Origin of the sequence: Desulfobacter postgatei 2ac9 (genome assembly GCF_000233695.2) — a bacterium.
Classification (GTDB): Bacteria; Desulfobacterota; Desulfobacteria; order Desulfobacterales; family Desulfobacteraceae; genus Desulfobacter; species Desulfobacter postgatei.
In genome coordinates, this window is record NZ_CM001488.1 from 3,747,406 (window position 1) to 3,761,791 (window position 14,386).

General features: G+C 49.5%; 15 protein-coding genes. 9 read left to right on the top strand and 6 right to left on the bottom strand.

The window, feature by feature from the left end; genetic code table 11:
- Positions 1–275: 275 nt before the first annotated feature.
- Positions 276–2,687 carry a penicillin acylase family protein gene (locus DESPODRAFT_RS17310; RefSeq protein ID WP_004075361.1) on the top strand — a complete coding sequence of 804 codons (2,412 nt, stop codon included), beginning with the start codon at positions 276–278 and terminating at the stop codon, positions 2,685–2,687.
- A 228-nt stretch (positions 2,688–2,915) separates the two neighbouring features.
- On the opposite strand, the gene pspC is transcribed toward DESPODRAFT_RS17310, so the two are convergent.
- The 3 genes from pspC to pspA are packed head-to-tail and all read right to left on the bottom strand — an operon-like array spanning position 2,916 to position 4,349.
- Positions 2,916–3,359 (bottom strand): envelope stress response membrane protein PspC, encoded by a 444-nt coding sequence (gene pspC / locus DESPODRAFT_RS17315; RefSeq protein ID WP_004075363.1) that lies wholly within the window; start codon positions 3,357–3,359, stop codon positions 2,916–2,918.
- A gap of 33 nt (positions 3,360–3,392) precedes the next feature.
- On the bottom strand, positions 3,393–3,638 hold the full coding sequence (locus tag DESPODRAFT_RS17320; RefSeq protein ID WP_004075365.1) for a hypothetical protein: 246 nt from the start codon (positions 3,636–3,638) through the stop codon (positions 3,393–3,395).
- Between the two features lie 30 nt (positions 3,639–3,668).
- The gene (gene pspA, locus DESPODRAFT_RS17325) at positions 3,669–4,349 is read right to left on the bottom strand and encodes a phage shock protein PspA (protein WP_004075367.1); all 681 of its coding nucleotides are present in this window, start codon (positions 4,347–4,349) and stop codon (positions 3,669–3,671) included.
- A gap of 224 nt (positions 4,350–4,573) precedes the next feature.
- Between pspA and pspF the strand changes: the two genes are divergently transcribed.
- Positions 4,574–5,683 (top strand): phage shock protein operon transcriptional activator, encoded by a 1,110-nt coding sequence (pspF, locus tag DESPODRAFT_RS17330; protein WP_245531957.1) that lies wholly within the window; start codon positions 4,574–4,576, stop codon positions 5,681–5,683.
- 5 nt (positions 5,684–5,688) lie between these two features.
- Here pspF and DESPODRAFT_RS17335 read toward each other — a convergent pair whose 3' ends face one another.
- Positions 5,689–7,044, bottom strand: coding sequence for a lytic transglycosylase domain-containing protein (locus tag DESPODRAFT_RS17335; protein ID WP_004075371.1), 1,356 nt, complete (start codon positions 7,042–7,044; stop codon positions 5,689–5,691).
- 225 nt (positions 7,045–7,269) lie between these two features.
- On the opposite strand from DESPODRAFT_RS17335, the gene yedE reads away from it, so the two are divergent.
- The 5 genes from yedE to DESPODRAFT_RS17360 are packed head-to-tail and all read left to right on the top strand — an operon-like array spanning position 7,270 to position 10,298.
- Positions 7,270–8,361 carry a YedE family putative selenium transporter gene (gene yedE, locus DESPODRAFT_RS17340; protein ID WP_004075372.1) on the top strand — a complete coding sequence of 364 codons (1,092 nt, stop codon included), beginning with the start codon at positions 7,270–7,272 and terminating at the stop codon, positions 8,359–8,361.
- Positions 8,362–8,388: 27 nt separating this feature from the next.
- Positions 8,389–8,607 carry a sulfurtransferase TusA family protein gene (locus tag DESPODRAFT_RS17345; RefSeq protein WP_004075373.1) on the top strand — a complete coding sequence of 73 codons (219 nt, stop codon included), beginning with the start codon at positions 8,389–8,391 and terminating at the stop codon, positions 8,605–8,607.
- Positions 8,604–9,167 (top strand): putative Se/S carrier protein, encoded by a 564-nt coding sequence (locus tag DESPODRAFT_RS17350; RefSeq protein WP_004075375.1) that lies wholly within the window; start codon positions 8,604–8,606, stop codon positions 9,165–9,167. Before DESPODRAFT_RS17345 ends, DESPODRAFT_RS17350 begins: the two co-directional genes overlap by 4 nt.
- On the top strand, positions 9,158–10,027 hold the full coding sequence (locus DESPODRAFT_RS17355) for an NAD(P)H-hydrate dehydratase (protein WP_004075377.1): 870 nt from the start codon (positions 9,158–9,160) through the stop codon (positions 10,025–10,027). Before DESPODRAFT_RS17350 ends, DESPODRAFT_RS17355 begins: the two co-directional genes overlap by 10 nt.
- Positions 10,028–10,046: 19 nt before the next feature.
- Complete coding sequence (locus DESPODRAFT_RS17360; RefSeq protein WP_245531958.1) at positions 10,047–10,298, top strand: hypothetical protein; 252 nt, start codon at positions 10,047–10,049, stop codon at positions 10,296–10,298.
- Here DESPODRAFT_RS17360 and DESPODRAFT_RS17365 read toward each other — a convergent pair.
- Together DESPODRAFT_RS17365 and DESPODRAFT_RS17370 are read right to left on the bottom strand one after the other, a co-directional pair.
- On the bottom strand, positions 10,295–10,792 hold the full coding sequence (locus tag DESPODRAFT_RS17365) for an asparaginase domain-containing protein (RefSeq protein ID WP_004075381.1): 498 nt from the start codon (positions 10,790–10,792) through the stop codon (positions 10,295–10,297). The genes DESPODRAFT_RS17360 and DESPODRAFT_RS17365 overlap by 4 nt on opposite strands.
- A 70-nt stretch (positions 10,793–10,862) precedes the next feature.
- A complete protein-coding gene (locus tag DESPODRAFT_RS17370) occupies positions 10,863–11,306 on the bottom strand; it encodes an arsenate reductase ArsC (protein WP_004075383.1) in 444 nt (147 codons plus the stop codon).
- Positions 11,307–11,720: 414 nt separating this feature from the next.
- On the opposite strand from DESPODRAFT_RS17370, the gene DESPODRAFT_RS17375 reads away from it, so the two are divergent.
- Together DESPODRAFT_RS17375 and DESPODRAFT_RS17380 are read left to right on the top strand one after the other, a co-directional pair.
- Positions 11,721–12,872: a chorismate-binding protein gene (locus DESPODRAFT_RS17375; protein ID WP_004075385.1), complete on the top strand. Its 1,152-nt coding sequence runs from the start codon at positions 11,721–11,723 to the stop codon at positions 12,870–12,872.
- A 356-nt stretch (positions 12,873–13,228) separates the two neighbouring features.
- Positions 13,229–14,224, top strand: a complete 996-nt coding sequence (locus DESPODRAFT_RS17380; protein WP_245531959.1) for a ParA family protein — start codon at positions 13,229–13,231, stop codon at positions 14,222–14,224.
- Positions 14,225–14,386 lie beyond the last annotated feature (162 nt).

A 14,386-nucleotide genomic window follows, 5' to 3' on the forward strand; every position in this document is an offset into this window, starting at 1 on the left:
TAAACCGATGGGTTTGAGGTAAAGACGACCTTCAGGAAAAGGTCTGTTTTTTAGGCTTATGAGACCCCCAAACTATCCCTGTTAGTCCACATTTTTTCTAAGATTATCCGTCCACCATATATTGTGCCTGCTTGAAAAAGTTAAGAATCTGTTCAATTGCAGATTCACTGTATTTTTTAAGATGCGATTGTCCTGTAAGCGTATTCGCCTTTGTTGACATTGCCGGGGCCAAGGGCATATGATGGGGTGCTTTTAAAAATATCCAAGGAGTCGCCATGAAATGGGTTCGGCGTGTCAGTGTCGTCACCGCTTTGCTGGTGGTTTGTTGTGTGATTCTTTTTTTCTTTCTGCCGCAGATTAACGGTTACCAAAAAGAGGGGCGATTACACCTTGCCGGCTTAAGCCGGCCCGTGACCGTAACCCGGGACGATTCCGGCATTGCCTATATCCATGCTGAAAATATCGGGGACCTTTTTTTCGCCCAGGGGTTTGTCACGGCCCAGGACAGGCTGTTCCAGATGCAGATGACCCGGATGTATTATGAAGGACGGATCTGTGAACTGGCAGGGGCGCAGGCCAGGGATCTGGATATCCGCATGCGCACCATCGGAATGCCGCTCATGGCACAAAAACAGGCCCGGATATTGAATCCTGCCTTGCGAAAACAGTTCCAGCACTATGTGGACGGCATAAATACCTTCATACAAAAATGCCCGGATGACCTTGCTTTGGAGTTTCGTGTTGCCGGGATCAAGCCGGATTTATGGCAGGTGGAAGACTGCCTTGGTATGCTCTTTTATATGGGATATTCCACGGCAGCCAACCTGACTACGGAGATCATTTCCCAGATGCTGCTCAATACCCTGGGGTATGAAAAAACCGCCATGCTTCTGCCTTTGAATATCAATGTGGATGACCCCGATGACAAAGGCTTTATTGTCATGCCGCCCAAGGAGGACCTTGCCTTGTCCCTGTCGTTTGATCCCGGTCTTTTGGCCTTTGCCGGGGACCGGCAGCTTCGGGTGGGCAGTAATAACTGGGCCATGGCTCCGGACAAATCCGTGACCGGGTCTGCGGTGCTGTCCGGCGATCCCCATCTGGACGCAAGAATCCTTCCGGGTGTCTGGTATCCGGCAGGACTGATCTGCCCCGGCATCCGGGCCGTTGGCGTGCAGATTCCCGGCATCCCGGGTATGGGTGTGGGACGCACCGAGCACATTGCCTTATCCGCCACCAACAATTATGGCGACATGGTGGACCTTTATATTGAAACCGTGGATCCGGAAAATCCTGACCATTATCTGGAAGGGAGCAATTCCATGGCCTTTGGGCATATTAAAGAATGTTTGAAAATAAGAGATAAGAAGGCGCCCGGCGGGTTTCGAACAGAAGACCTGGATATCCGGACCACCCGCCGGGGACCGGTGGTGTCTAAAGTCCTCAAGGGGTTGGATGGTAATAAGGTGTTTACGCTCAGATTTGCGCCAATGGAGTCCATGACGCCTAATATCGGGTTGCTGGATCTGCTTACGGCAAAAAATGCCGAAGAACTTTCCCGGGCCATGCAGGACCTGGCGGTGGCCTGTTTTAACTGGGTGTTTGCGGACGCTTCCGGCAATATCGGTCACCAGGCATCCGGCCGGATTCCCTTGCGCAGAAACGGCGGCACATTTCCCCATGTGGTCAAAGAGAGCACAGACAACTGGCTGGGGTGGATTGCTCCGGATCAGATGCCCGGGCAGATCAACCCGGGAAAAAAATGGGTTGGAACCTGCAACAATAAAACTGTGGACTCCGGCTTTCCCAATTATTATTCATCCTATTTTGCACCCTCATTCCGTTATGTAAGGCTAAAGGAACTCATGGCGAAAAAAACCAAACAGACTCTTTTTGATATGTGGCAATATCAAAGGGATACGGGCAATGTAATGGCCCGTCGAATCGCCCCGGTTATGGCGCGGATTCTTTTGGCAAACGAAGAGACAAAAGACCTGGGGCGGATCCTGGCGGACTGGAATTTTGAAGATGATCCTGAAAAATCGGGGCCGCTGATTTTCCAGGCCGTATACCGGCATTTTGCCCTGGCCGTGTTTGAAGATGATCTGGGGCCACAAAAAGTTCAGACGCTGTTGGATTCCTGGTATTATTGGCAGGAGCGCCTCCTGCAGTTTGTGCTGGCCGGTGAGACTCTTTTTTTTGATGATATACGCACTACCGGTAAAACGGAAACCATGGCTGATCTTTTTGTCCGGGCCGCCCATGCCGCCCGGAAAGAGTTGTCTCAGAGCCTTGGCCATAACCCTGCCCAATGGCGCTGGGGAGATCTGCATACCCTTGAACTGCTCAACCCCCTTGTCCGCAAAGGGCGACTAAAGACCCTGCTTGGCACGGGACCTATGCCCATGGGCGGATCCGGTGAAACCCTGTATCGGGGATGGTATGACTTTGACGCACCCTATGCCGTGACCCATTGCGCGTCTCTGCGTTTTGTGGCGGATATGGGGGATAATGAAAAGCTCATGGCGGTGTTGCCGGGCGGGGCGACGGGCCGCTCCTTTCACCGCCACCAGAAAAATCTGGTTAAAGATTTTATGGACGGTTCTGTCCGGTACTGGTGGTTCTCAGATGCCGCCATCAAAGCCCATGCAAAAAAGATCCTGACCCTGGCACCGGCAAACAGAGATTGATTGCCGGCATACTCGACGCTGACTTGTAAAACAAGAAAGTGCTTGTTGATGCATAAAAAAACGCCCGCTCGTTGCCGGGCAGGCGAAAAAAAGGAAAAGAAAAATGCATTTTATTATTCTGATTCCTGACCTTATTTTTATAAGAAAGTCTGCGTAACTTACTCAGATCTTTCAATATTTGTTGTGGGCTATGCCTGGCAGTTGATATGTCAGGTCAGTCCATGGCTGTTATTTAAAATCAAATTCTTTTGACGTGACCGTATCTTCCATGCGCTGAATCCGGCGGTCAATATTGTCAAATTTGCTTTTAATCCGCTCAATGGCCGAGGATCTTGATCGGGTATATGAATGATAAAATTCTTCGTCACTTTTATTTTCCAACGGAATGACGGGCTCAGGTTGGAGTAGAAGTCCGGCAACAAGATAAAGGAGACCTACGGGCCAGAACCCGGTGAATAAGAACAGGATCAATACAAGGACCCGGGTCCAGAATACCGAAAAGTTAAAATGTTCTGCCAAGCCCCTGCAAACGCCGAAGATAATGCCTCGTCTGGAACGGTAGAAGCCCTCGGCTGCGGTCAGTCGGTCCATTCTCTGACGGAATCGGCCATATCTTCCCGGTCCTCTCTTCTCGGTCCCGGCATAGTGATAACGGTTTTTATGATATCTCATTTTTTATCCTTTCAGGTGTTTTGAAAACAGCCGTTATTGCTTTGGGTGTCCACGTTCGATGAGTATGGTTTCAAGGGCTTCAACCCGTTGCTCAATTTTTGGCAGAGCATTGTATATGTCCTGGATCATTCTTGTCTCTTCAGTCCGGGCCTCCTTCTGATTCTTTGAAAGCTCTCCGGTTTTGGCTGCCCGGATAATGCCGATGATGATCATCCCCAGGATGATCAGGGCAAGGATTGACCCGCCGACAGTGATGATTGCAATGAATATGTGGCTCATATTTCTCCTTTGAAATTGCCAGGGTTAAGCTCAGGACTTTATATCATTAATTGCTGCGGATTGGGAGGATTTCAATGCATTGAGTTCATTTTCGATCTCCTCGTCTGCTGCCAGGTCATCAAAGGCGGTTTCAAGACTGGATCGTCTGCTAAAATCAACTATATCAGCTTCAGCTTCCATGCGCTCAATATGATTTTCCATCTCTTCGAATTTTTTGATGACTTCGGAAGAGTCAGCCCTGCGGATTTCCTGCCTTGCCCGTTTTTTATGCTTTGCCCGGATATGCCGCTGGACCAGCATGCGCTGTTTTTCCCGGGCGGATTTCAGTTTGTTTTCAAGTTCCGTGATATCGTTTCTGTACTGATCCACCATGGCTGACAGGTCAACGAGTTCCGTTTCCACCACCTCCAGGCGCTGGCTGAATATGCGTTTTTCCATCAGGGCCTGGCGGGCCAGGTCATCACGTCCCTTGGTGACTGCCAGTTCCGCTTTTTCGTTCCAGAACGCCTCTTTTTCCCGGGCCTCCTGCCCTAAACGATCCACCTTCTTATGATTGGCAATGGTGCCGGCGCATGACGATTTAAGCTCAATCAGGGTGTCTTCCATTTCCCGGATCATGAGTTTGATCATCTTTTCAGGATCTTCGGCCTTGTCCAGCATGGCGTTGATGTTTGAAGATACAATGTCTCTGAAGCGTGTAAAAATTCCCATTTTTATTCTCCTTATACAAGTTTTTTTTAAATTCTTTTGCCCTCGTGATGCTTTGTCAGGCTATGCTGTACATTAAAGCAGAAAATGTGCCATAAGCTGCAATTAAGTTTATTTTTCTTATATTTCAATGGGTTGAATTTTTTTGTGGCACATTTTTCGATGGTATTATTAACTGTAATATAGTATAAATACTAAAATTTAGTTAACTTAACCATCTTCGGGGGGTGAGATTGGCATATACCGATTCCATGGATAATAATACCGCTCCTGTGAGCATGTCCGAAGCCCTGGGGCAGTCCGAGGCGTTTTTAAATTTTCAGGATCAGATTTCCCGGGTCGCGCCCATTGACCGACCTGTATTGATTTTAGGAGAGCGCGGTACAGGCAAGGAACTGGCTTCCGCGCGACTGCATTTTTTGTCCCGGCGCTGGCAAAAGCCTTTTGTTACGCTGAACTGCGCCGCCTTGACCGCGACCCTGATCGAATCGGAGCTTTTCGGATATGAAAAAGGTGCGTTTACCGGGGCCGGTACCCGTCGGATCGGGCGGTTTGAACAGGCCGACGGCGGAACCCTGTTTCTGGATGAAATCGGGAATATTCCCATGGAAGTCCAGGAAAAGATTCTTCGGGTGGTGGAATACGGCCGGTTTGAACGGGTGGGGGCTGTCAATCCTGTCCATACCGATGTTCGCATCGTGGGGGCAGCCAATGTGGATTTGGCGCAAATGGTCCGCGCCGGCCTTTTTAAACAGGATCTTCTGGACCGTCTCTCCTTCGAGGTGATTTATGTACCTCCGCTGCGGGTGCGCAATGGGGATGTCATGCTGCTTGCCAATCATTTTGCCGGACGCATAGCCTTTGAGCTGGGGTTTGACCAGGTGCCGGAATTTGGGAAAAAAGCGGCCCATGACCTTGAGGCCCATGGGTGGCCAGGCAATGTCCGGGAATTGAAGAATGTCGTGGAACGTGCCGTGTATAAAACAAACGGCCCCGTTATTACCCGGATTGATTTTTCACCGTTTTCTTCACCCTTCGACCCCTTGCCCGGGCCTGGGACATCATCCATCGAACAGGTTGAAAACAGGACAGCCGCTTTATCAGCTGATGGAAAGTCAATCCGAGATACAGAGAAGAGATTGGGCACCCATGAAGAAGCTGTTCTGACACTGGCGGAACTGTCGGGTCTGCCGCTGAAAAAGGCGGTGTTTGCCCTTGAACGATTCCGCTTATCTCAGGCCCTGACGGCTGCCCGGTTTAATCAGAAAGAGGCTGCAGCAAACCTTGGAATATCCTATGACCAGTTGCGGGGCCTGAAAAAAAAGCATGGAATGTAATCGTTCTATTTAATTTGCGGGATTTTCAGGGTCCGGCCAACATGGACCACCGCTTTTTTCCCAAGACCGTTGAGTGCGATCAGGTCTTTAAGAGGGACCTGGTAGGCCTTGGCAATACTGCTGGCGGTATCCCCCCTGACCACCCGGTGAAAGGGGGTGGGTCTCTGGGCCGTTTGGTATAAAGGTCCAAGCGTTTTGTCCAGCAGATCCGGAGATATATGCTTGGGCAGATACAGGGTTTGCCCCGGCGGGATGTGTTTTCTGCCGTCAAAAACCGGTTCCCTGAACGCAGGGTTCATCGCTTGCAACGTTTCCAGATCCACGGGCAGTTTGCGGACAATATCCTTTGCCGCCACATATCCTTTAACCTTGTACCGGGTCTTTTGTCCGGGTTTATCCAGGGTAATATTGCCGAAATAGTTAACATAATTTTTCGCTACCTGGCGGGCGGCGATAAATTCCGGATAAAAATTGCGTGAGGCAAATCCAAAGGATCGGCTGCGGTAATTTGTGTATATTTCAGGATAGGTCTTGTGCTTATCCTTTGCCCGGGACATGCCGGAAAGGCCGTGGTTGTATGCCGTAATGGCCATGGGCCAGTTTTGAAGCTTGTCATGATTTTTTTTCAGAAGCCGGGCTGCCCCATGGGTGGAGACAATGGGGTCCCGGCGCTGATCCACCACATCGTCGATATCCATGAACATCTTGCCCGTATAATGGGTGAACTGCCATAAACCGGCAGCCCCGCATTTTGAGTAGGTCTGGATGTTATAGGCCGATTCCAGGCATGGCAGGTAGGCCAGGTCTTCGGGCAGGCCATAGGATTTGATTATCATTTTAAACTCATCTATCAGGGCACCTGAGCGGATTATCCCTTCCATGAAATGTTCTTTTAATCCGGTTTGCACCCGGACTCTTTTAGCTGCCTGCCCGAACGCCTCGGGTTTTGTTTTGTTCGGGAACAGGGCTGCCACTTTTTTTTCCATGGGCGTTTCCGGAACCTTGCCCTTTGAAAGCGTCGTCAATATGGTGCTATATTTTTCAAGGGCGTTTTTTTTGATCGCCTTGTTTGCCAGGGCCGCTTCCTTGGTTTTGGCAGGGTCGAGTTTGATTTCTTCATAAATTATGGACAGGTTTTCCATATCGTGGACCAGGCCCTGGGCCCGGGTGTATTGGGTAAACACATTGGTCCAGAATGTCACATTGGGTTTGATCAGGTCATAAACCGGAAAAAGCTCAGTATTCTCTGGGGGGGCCGTGGGCTGTGCTGCCCGGCAGACCGGAGCGGCAGCCCCGTAAACACAGATTATAATGAGGGTGAAGATAGATAAATAGACCGATTGTTTTCGGAAACGGACCATATTAACTCCAAAAGAAAAAAAAGGTTGAAACATTTACTGAAAAATTAATTTTATCATATCAGGGGGTGGGCTTAAAGGATTTTGATCGCAAATATTCAGATTTCAAATCAAGATTCAAACTTTTTATTGTCATAATCAATTGGAAAAAAATAGTCATGAATGACAAAAAAATGCTGAATGTGAAACCTGTTATAAATAATGAAATGTATAGGAGGTAGCCGGGCCATGGCTAAAAATTTTTTTTCCACCCGCGTCGGCATCATTTTTGTCGGCGCTGTGATCGGAATTCTTGCCGCTGTTTTACAGAAACTTGGGAATCCGGGAAATATGGGAATCTGCGTTGCCTGTTTTGAACGGGATATCGCCGGAGCCATCGGGTTGCACAGGGCCGGCGTTGTCCAGTACATCCGCCCTGAAATTATCGGATTTGTGCTGGGTTCCCTGGTTGCGGCCTACAGCTTTAAGGAGTTTAAACCACGGTGCGGATCAGCGCCCATGGTTCGTTTTGTCCTGGGTGTTTTTGCCATGATCGGTGCCCTTGTTTTTCTGGGGTGTCCCTGGCGGGCCGTGCTTCGCCTGGCCGGCGGCGACCTGAATGCCGTTCCGGGACTTCTGGGCTTGGGCTTCGGGGTCTGGATCGGGGTCATGTTCCTGAAAAACGGGTATAACCTGGGACGCTCCCAGGCCACCCATACAGGTGCCGGATGGATGCTGCCCCTGCTGATGCTCGGTCTTTTGAGTCTCATGTTTATCTATCCCCAGGTGCCGGGGCAAGATAAAAGCGGCGTGCTGTTTTACAGCCTTAACGGTCCGGGGGCCATGCACGCCCCTTTGCTCATTTCCCTTGTGGTGGGCCTGGGCATTGGCTTTTTAGCCCAGCGCAGCCGCTTCTGCACCATGGGTGCCCTTCGGGACCTGATTTTGTTCGGCCAGACCCATCTGCTTTCAGGCTTTTTATCCCTTTTGATTTTCGCCTGCGTTGCCAATATCGTTCTTGGCCAGTTTCATCCAGGATTTACAGGCCAGCCTGTGGCCCACGACCTTCATGTCTGGAATTTTCTGGGTATGGCTCTGGCCGGATTGGCCTTTGCCCTGGCAGGCGGCTGCCCGGGTCGTCAGCTTTTCCTGGCCGGTGAAGGGGATACCGATGCGTCCGTCTTTGTGCTGGGAATGATTGTCGGTGCGGCCTTTGCCCATAATTTCGGACTGGCAAGCTCTCCCAAGGGGCTTGGACCCCACGGTATCGCCGCGGTTATCGTTGGTTTTGCCGTTTGCCTGTTCATCGGATTTGCCATGAAAAAGAAAATTGCCGCTTAATTTGAATAAAAAGATAAGGAATATACAATGAGCAAAATAGTCGATGCAAGGGGACTTTCCTGCCCCCAGCCGGTACTGATGACCCTGGATGCCATAAAATCCGGCAGCGATGGTGAACTAGAAGTTATCGTGGACAACATGGCCTCCAGGGAGAATGTGGTCCGGGCCGCAGAGAGTAAAGGCTGGAGCGTTTTTGAGATCAAGGACAATGACGATAAGACGCAGATTTTTATCCGGAAAGGATGATATTGGTGTTCAAACGCATATCCCGCCTGTTTAACCGGACACAGAAAAATGAGGCCCGGAAGGTAAAGGAAGATCTGGGCATTCTGGTGTTTGAGAACACATCCGAAGTAATCCAGGCGGAAAATTTTTTAAAATCCCGGGGGTGGGAGATCAAGGTAATGGGTCCTCCCCCCGGAATCCAAAGCGGGTGCGATCTGGTGATTCAGTTTCCCCTCATTGAAAGGCTGATGCTGACAAGACAGCTTGAAGAGGCGGGGCTTGTGCCCCTGGCAGTGGTGCCGGTGACCCATCCGTTGCTCAAGCCTGTGGACCTTTTTCATACCAAGGATTTTGGCGATTACCTCATGGTCCGGGCCGCCAACATGAAACTGACCATTGAAAAGAAAACAAAAATCATCGTCAATATTTCAGGCGGCGGGTGCCCGGATGTACCCTACCTTGCCCGGGAAATGGTCGGCAGACACCTGGATGAGGCCCCAAGACCCGGCAAAATCGGACATACACTTTGCGGATACGCCCTGGAACTGGCGCATAAGGAGATGATTCGCCAATGCTCCTGATTGTCGGTACAGTGCCGGATGAGACCTTTCCTTTAACTCTGGGGCCGGCGCTCCTGGACGGTGCTGATATGATCGTCAACGGTGTCCGTGTGCCTGTGAACCGGGGAACCCCGGCCCTGGTCGGCGCAGTGCTGGCCGCCTGTCAAGTGCTTGGGCCGCTGCCGGTGGAAACCGCTTTGGTCGGTGACATCGGCACCGGTAAGGGCAGTCGGCAACTTTATGAACACCTGTCCCGGGAATTGCCGGGTATGGCGCCAACCACCCTGGCGTTTCACTATCTTCAGCCTGACGTAGACTGGCACAATAAAGTTCTTTTTGCCGTTGAAGAGATGGAGAAAAGGCCTGTTCTCGTTGCAGACGCCGGATTCATGTACGCGGCCAAGATGAGCGGCCAGGCGCAAAGCTATGATCTTTTTACTCCGGATGTGGGGGAACTCTCCTTTCTGGCTGACGAAACTGCGCCCCATCCTTTTTACACCAGAGGGTTTATTCTGCACCAGGACAATAATGTGCCGGATCTTATTGCCCGGGCCCATGAACACCGGAACGGGGCCCGCCACCTTCTGGTAAAAGGCAGTGTTGATTATATGGTGGCTGACGGTGAAATCACAGGTCAGGTCAGCAAACCTGCTGCCGAAGCCATGGAGGCCATGGGCGGTACCGGAGACACCCTGACCGGCATTGTCTGCGCCTTGATTGAATCCGGGAAAAGCATCCCAAAAGCCTGCCGCATTGCAGCCCGTGTCAATCGAATGGCCGGGGTGGCTGCCAGGCCGACACCCGCCTCACAGGTTATGGACCTTATCTTACAGATTCCCAAAGCTCTGGCCCGGGTTATGGCAGATCCGGACTATCAATAATAAAAAAAACAGTGAAAAAGTGACGGATAAATCAGAAAAAAGTTCTTTGATCAGCGCAATTGAGCCCGGCATGACTGTGCTTGATATTGTTTCAACATACAGTGCTACCCAGGAGGTGTTCAAACGCTGGGATGACAGGGCAGGGGAATGCATCTGCTGCAACGCGCTTTTTGAGTCCCTTGACGCGGTTGCCGAAAAATACAACCTGGATTTAGCGGCCCTGGTTCAAGAGTTGCGAAATGCCGCCCGCAACTCCAGGGCGAGTACTTAAAATTTTTCTTCAAATCTGCCCAATTCTCTGTTTTTCATTACTTTTCCCCCCATAAATATTTTTCCGTTCATAGCTATATAAACACCGGGGCAAGCCTTTTGAACAGCGCCCAGGGCACAGCCGATATTAAAAACTGCGTCTGTATGACTGAACATAGCAGGAAGCAGAGCGCCTGTAAGCACAACGGTTTTATCCTTTGCGCCGCCATGGGCCATGATGTGCCTGGCTGTCTCGGGCATGGTATCTGTTCCGTGGGTGATAATAATCATCCTGCAAGGGTCTGCCGCAACCGTTTCGGCGATAAGTTCCCTGTCCTCATCCGTTAAATCAAGGCTGTCTTTACGCAGAAGTGATGTAATGGTGTAAGGGACTTGCAGGTTAAAATGATTAAGCACCTCAATGGCGTTTGGCGGCCCCACTTCATATTCACTTTTTGCATCAAAATAAATTTTATCAATGGTGCCGCCGGTAGCAATAATCGAAATGGTGTCCATGCCTGTCCCTTTTTAATATAAAATCAATAACCGGTATTTTAGTCCCTTAAATTCTGACCAGGGGCCTTACCTATCCAATAATTTTACTGGTAATTTTTTCCGGCAACCCTTCAACAAAAAGTCTGATCTCATCCCGGACGCGTCGATAAACAGCAAGTTTTTCATCTTCGTTATTTAAATTTTTAGTCAACTCTGGAGGGTTGTCAAAGGATTGACAAATGACATTTACCTCAGCCGCAAAACTTGGGCATTTTTGCGCTGCGGTATTACATACGGTTATGACACAATCAATATCTTTTTTCATAAAATCCTTAACTTCATGGGTTTCATGACCAGAGATGTCAACACCGGCCTCTTTCATTACCTTAACGGCAAGCGGGTCAAGCGGGCCAGTGCGGATTCCTGCTGAAAAAGCGTTAATTTTATCCGGATAAAGGTAATGAGCCCAACCTTCAGCCATTTGACTGCGACAAGTATTCATTTCACAAACAAAAAGTATCGTTTTTTTTGACATGTAACTTTACCCCTTTTATAAGAAAGTTATGAGTAGTGAGTAGTGAGTATTGAGATTTAAAACAAGCTGTTTTCTCAATACTCACTACTCAGATCTTTCAACCTTCGTTGTGGGCTATATCTGGCAGTTGATATGCCAGGTCAGCCCATGGCTGTTCTTAAAAAGTCTTTAATCAGAAAAATTGAGATTTAGACTATCAAATGTAAAATGAATTACATGTAGCAAATAATTGTTAGACGTTTATGAGAAAATGAATTTAATGGGAGATTAAACATCCCGCCAAAAAAAACTGTTATTCATGAACCAGGGATGTTAAAAAAACCGCTCAGGTTGAAATATAATAAAGAAATAAACTGTTAAGATTTATGTAATGGTCGCGTCTGCCGCCGCTGCCGGTAAAAAATTAGGAACAGGATGAACAGCGTTACACAGCTTGATTGTCTGATTGATGATCTGATAGAAAAAAATGTCGCATTTGCCTGCTGGTTCCAATCGTCGAGTGACAGCCCACAACTGATTGCCGGGTCGGAAAATGATATCATATTCCCGGCAAGTATAGAGGCGTTGAGCCGGGTCCGCGGATTTGTGTTTGCCCCGTTTAAAATATCGGACAATGCGCCTGTCATTGTTTTGCAGCCGGCCATACACCTGAAAGGGTATAATCAGATCCAGTCGTTTAACCCGGAATCCCTGACATCGGCCCCTTTTAGTCGCGAAACAAAAGACCCTTGCATCTCAACGGAGTTTCATGATTACCTGGTGTGCGTCAACCATGCCATTGAACAGATCAACGCCGCAAAATTTTCCAAGGTCATTGTCTCCAGGCGGATTTGCAAAGAGAGAAAAAGTGAATCCATGGGTCGGCTTTTTCTTGGGATGCACGACGCAAACCCGGCTGTGTTTGTCTTTGTGGCAAATCTGCCTAAGGCCGGGCTTTGGATGGGGGCCACCCCTGAACTGTTGTTTCGCTCCGATGGGCGGCATGCCCAGACCGTGTCCCTGGCCGGCACCCAGCCCCGGCGTCCCGATGGCCGGTATTGCTGGTTTACCAAGGAGATTGAAGAGCAGGCCTTTGTCTCCAGGTACACGGTGGATGTGCTCCACCGGTTTGGTTTTTCAACCTACCAGACAAAGGGGCCCCAGGATCTTGAGACAGCCACCGTGGCCCACTTGAAAACTTCTTTCTTTTTTTCCGGAGACCCAATCCAAGACCGGCTTGGAGAATTTGTTGAACAGCTTTGCCCGACGCCTGCGGTCTGCGGTTTGCCCAAGGTTGCTGCAGCTCGTTTTATCCAGGACTTTGAACCCCACGACAGGCGGTATTATACCGGGTTCCTGGGACCCTGGCGTCTTGGACAAAGCGGCACGGACGTTTATGTGAACCTGCGCAGCATGGAAATTGAAGACAACCAGTATGTCCTTTACATCGGCGGGGGAATCACGGCCCGCTCCAACCCCGAACAGGAGTGGGAGGAGACCACGCAAAAGTCCAGAACGCTTTTAAACGCCATAGAGGCGTTGCAGGGACAAGAAACAAGAGACTGGAAACAAGAAACAAGAGGGTGAAGCGCCTTTGGCGCCGATTTTATATTTAACCCCACACTTTGAATGTTATCCCGTTCGAAAATTCTATGACACCGCTATAACACCGGCACAAAATGATTGTGAATTTCGTTCTTTATTGATACAGGATTTGTACATGTCATTTGTTGGAGTTATACAGAAAAAAACTACATAATCACTTGTTCTCGGCGGCTGCGCCGCCGAGAATCGCGGTGCTGACTGCGTCCAGTACCTTGTCCCGGCGCCGCTGGCGCCAGAACAAGGTACTGGACCGGACACCGCACACCGATCATTCAGACTGCGTCTGCCTGATCGGCGCACGGCGCCGGTCAGCACCGCGATTATACAAAAAAGAGGAAATGATGAAAATTGTAAGCATTTTTAACAATAAAGGCGGAGTCGGAAAAACCACCTACATGTTTCACGTCGCGCACTTGATGGCAGAGCATGGAAAAACTGTATTAATGGTCGACGCAGACGCGCAATGTAACTTGTCTGCTTATTGCTTATCTGATTCGGAATTGGAAAAGGCATGGAATGCAACCAGAGGTAATAGTATTTGGCGTGCTGTTGAGGATGTTTATAAAGGGGTTGGGGATATACGTAAACGCCAACCAACAACGGTATCAAGCGGCTCAGGTAATTTATATTTAATTCCTGGAGATGTCCTCCTAAGTAACTTTGAAGATTCGCTTGGCGATACTTGGAGCTCCGCTAAAGGTGGTGCCGAACCAGCTCTTCGTGTTCAGTCGGCCCTGTATCGCTATATAATATGGTGCACTGAAAAGGTAAATGCTGACGTTGTTATGCTTGATCTGGGGCCAAACTTAGGTGCTCTGAATAGAGCAGTGCTTGGTGCCAGTGATTATTTCATTATTCCAATGTCGCCCGATTTGTTTTCAATACGTGGTACCGAAAACCTAGGGAATAAATTGGTTGTATGGAACAAAGAGTGGGGGCAATGCCATGAGGCTTGGTCTGGAGATGGGCTCGCATTACCTCCGGGCAAGCCAAAGTTTCTCGGTTACGTGATGCAACAACACAACATTAGACAGTCCCCTGCTGGCATGACCAAGGGCTGGTCAATATTTGGTAACAGAGTAGAAAATGCGGTGAAAGCTAATGTTGTTGAAAAATTAGCGCCTAATGATCAAGCAATTGAGTGGGATGATGGTACATGGAATTTAGGTAAGATACCAAACTTACATAGTCTCATTCCTTATTCGCAAGAAGCCCGAAAACCCGTTTTCTATTGCACGTCGCAAGATGGGTTAAAGGGGGCGCATATTTCTACTGCAAGAGATTCCAAAGCACTATTCAAGCCAATAGTGGATACTTTGTTGGATGTTGTATAACAAGTCGTTTCACGCAGATGCGGCAAACGGCACCGCACACTGGTGAACTCTGCGTTCACGGCGGCTGCGCCGCCGTGAATCGCGGTGCTGACTTCGTCCAGCACCTTGTCCCGGCGCCTCTGGCGCCAGAACAAGGTACTGGACCGGACACCGCACACCGAT

Bases quoted from the DNA above. Each gene is read 5' to 3' on its own strand.
- DESPODRAFT_RS17365 (WP_004075381.1), bottom strand. From the start codon at position 10,792: ATGGACACCATTTCGATTATTGCTACCGGCGGCACCATTGATAAAATT.
- yedE (WP_004075372.1), top strand. From the start codon at position 7,270: ATGGCTAAAAATTTTTTTTCCACCCGCGTCGGCATCATTTTTGTCGGC.
- DESPODRAFT_RS17355 (WP_004075377.1), top strand. From the start codon at position 9,158: ATGCTCCTGATTGTCGGTACAGTGCCGGATGAGACCTTTCCTTTAACT.
- DESPODRAFT_RS17335 (WP_004075371.1), bottom strand. From the start codon at position 7,044: ATGGTCCGTTTCCGAAAACAATCGGTCTATTTATCTATCTTCACCCTC.
- DESPODRAFT_RS17370 (WP_004075383.1), bottom strand. From the start codon at position 11,306: ATGTCAAAAAAAACGATACTTTTTGTTTGTGAAATGAATACTTGTCGC.
- DESPODRAFT_RS17320 (WP_004075365.1), bottom strand. From the start codon at position 3,638: ATGAGCCACATATTCATTGCAATCATCACTGTCGGCGGGTCAATCCTT.
- DESPODRAFT_RS17345 (WP_004075373.1), top strand. From the start codon at position 8,389: ATGAGCAAAATAGTCGATGCAAGGGGACTTTCCTGCCCCCAGCCGGTA.
- pspC (WP_004075363.1), bottom strand. From the start codon at position 3,359: ATGAGATATCATAAAAACCGTTATCACTATGCCGGGACCGAGAAGAGA.
- DESPODRAFT_RS17350 (WP_004075375.1), top strand. From the start codon at position 8,604: ATGATATTGGTGTTCAAACGCATATCCCGCCTGTTTAACCGGACACAG.
- DESPODRAFT_RS17310 (WP_004075361.1), top strand. From the start codon at position 276: ATGAAATGGGTTCGGCGTGTCAGTGTCGTCACCGCTTTGCTGGTGGTT.
- pspA (WP_004075367.1), bottom strand. From the start codon at position 4,349: ATGGGAATTTTTACACGCTTCAGAGACATTGTATCTTCAAACATCAAC.
- DESPODRAFT_RS17380 (WP_245531959.1), top strand. From the start codon at position 13,229: ATGATGAAAATTGTAAGCATTTTTAACAATAAAGGCGGAGTCGGAAAA.
- DESPODRAFT_RS17375 (WP_004075385.1), top strand. From the start codon at position 11,721: ATGAACAGCGTTACACAGCTTGATTGTCTGATTGATGATCTGATAGAA.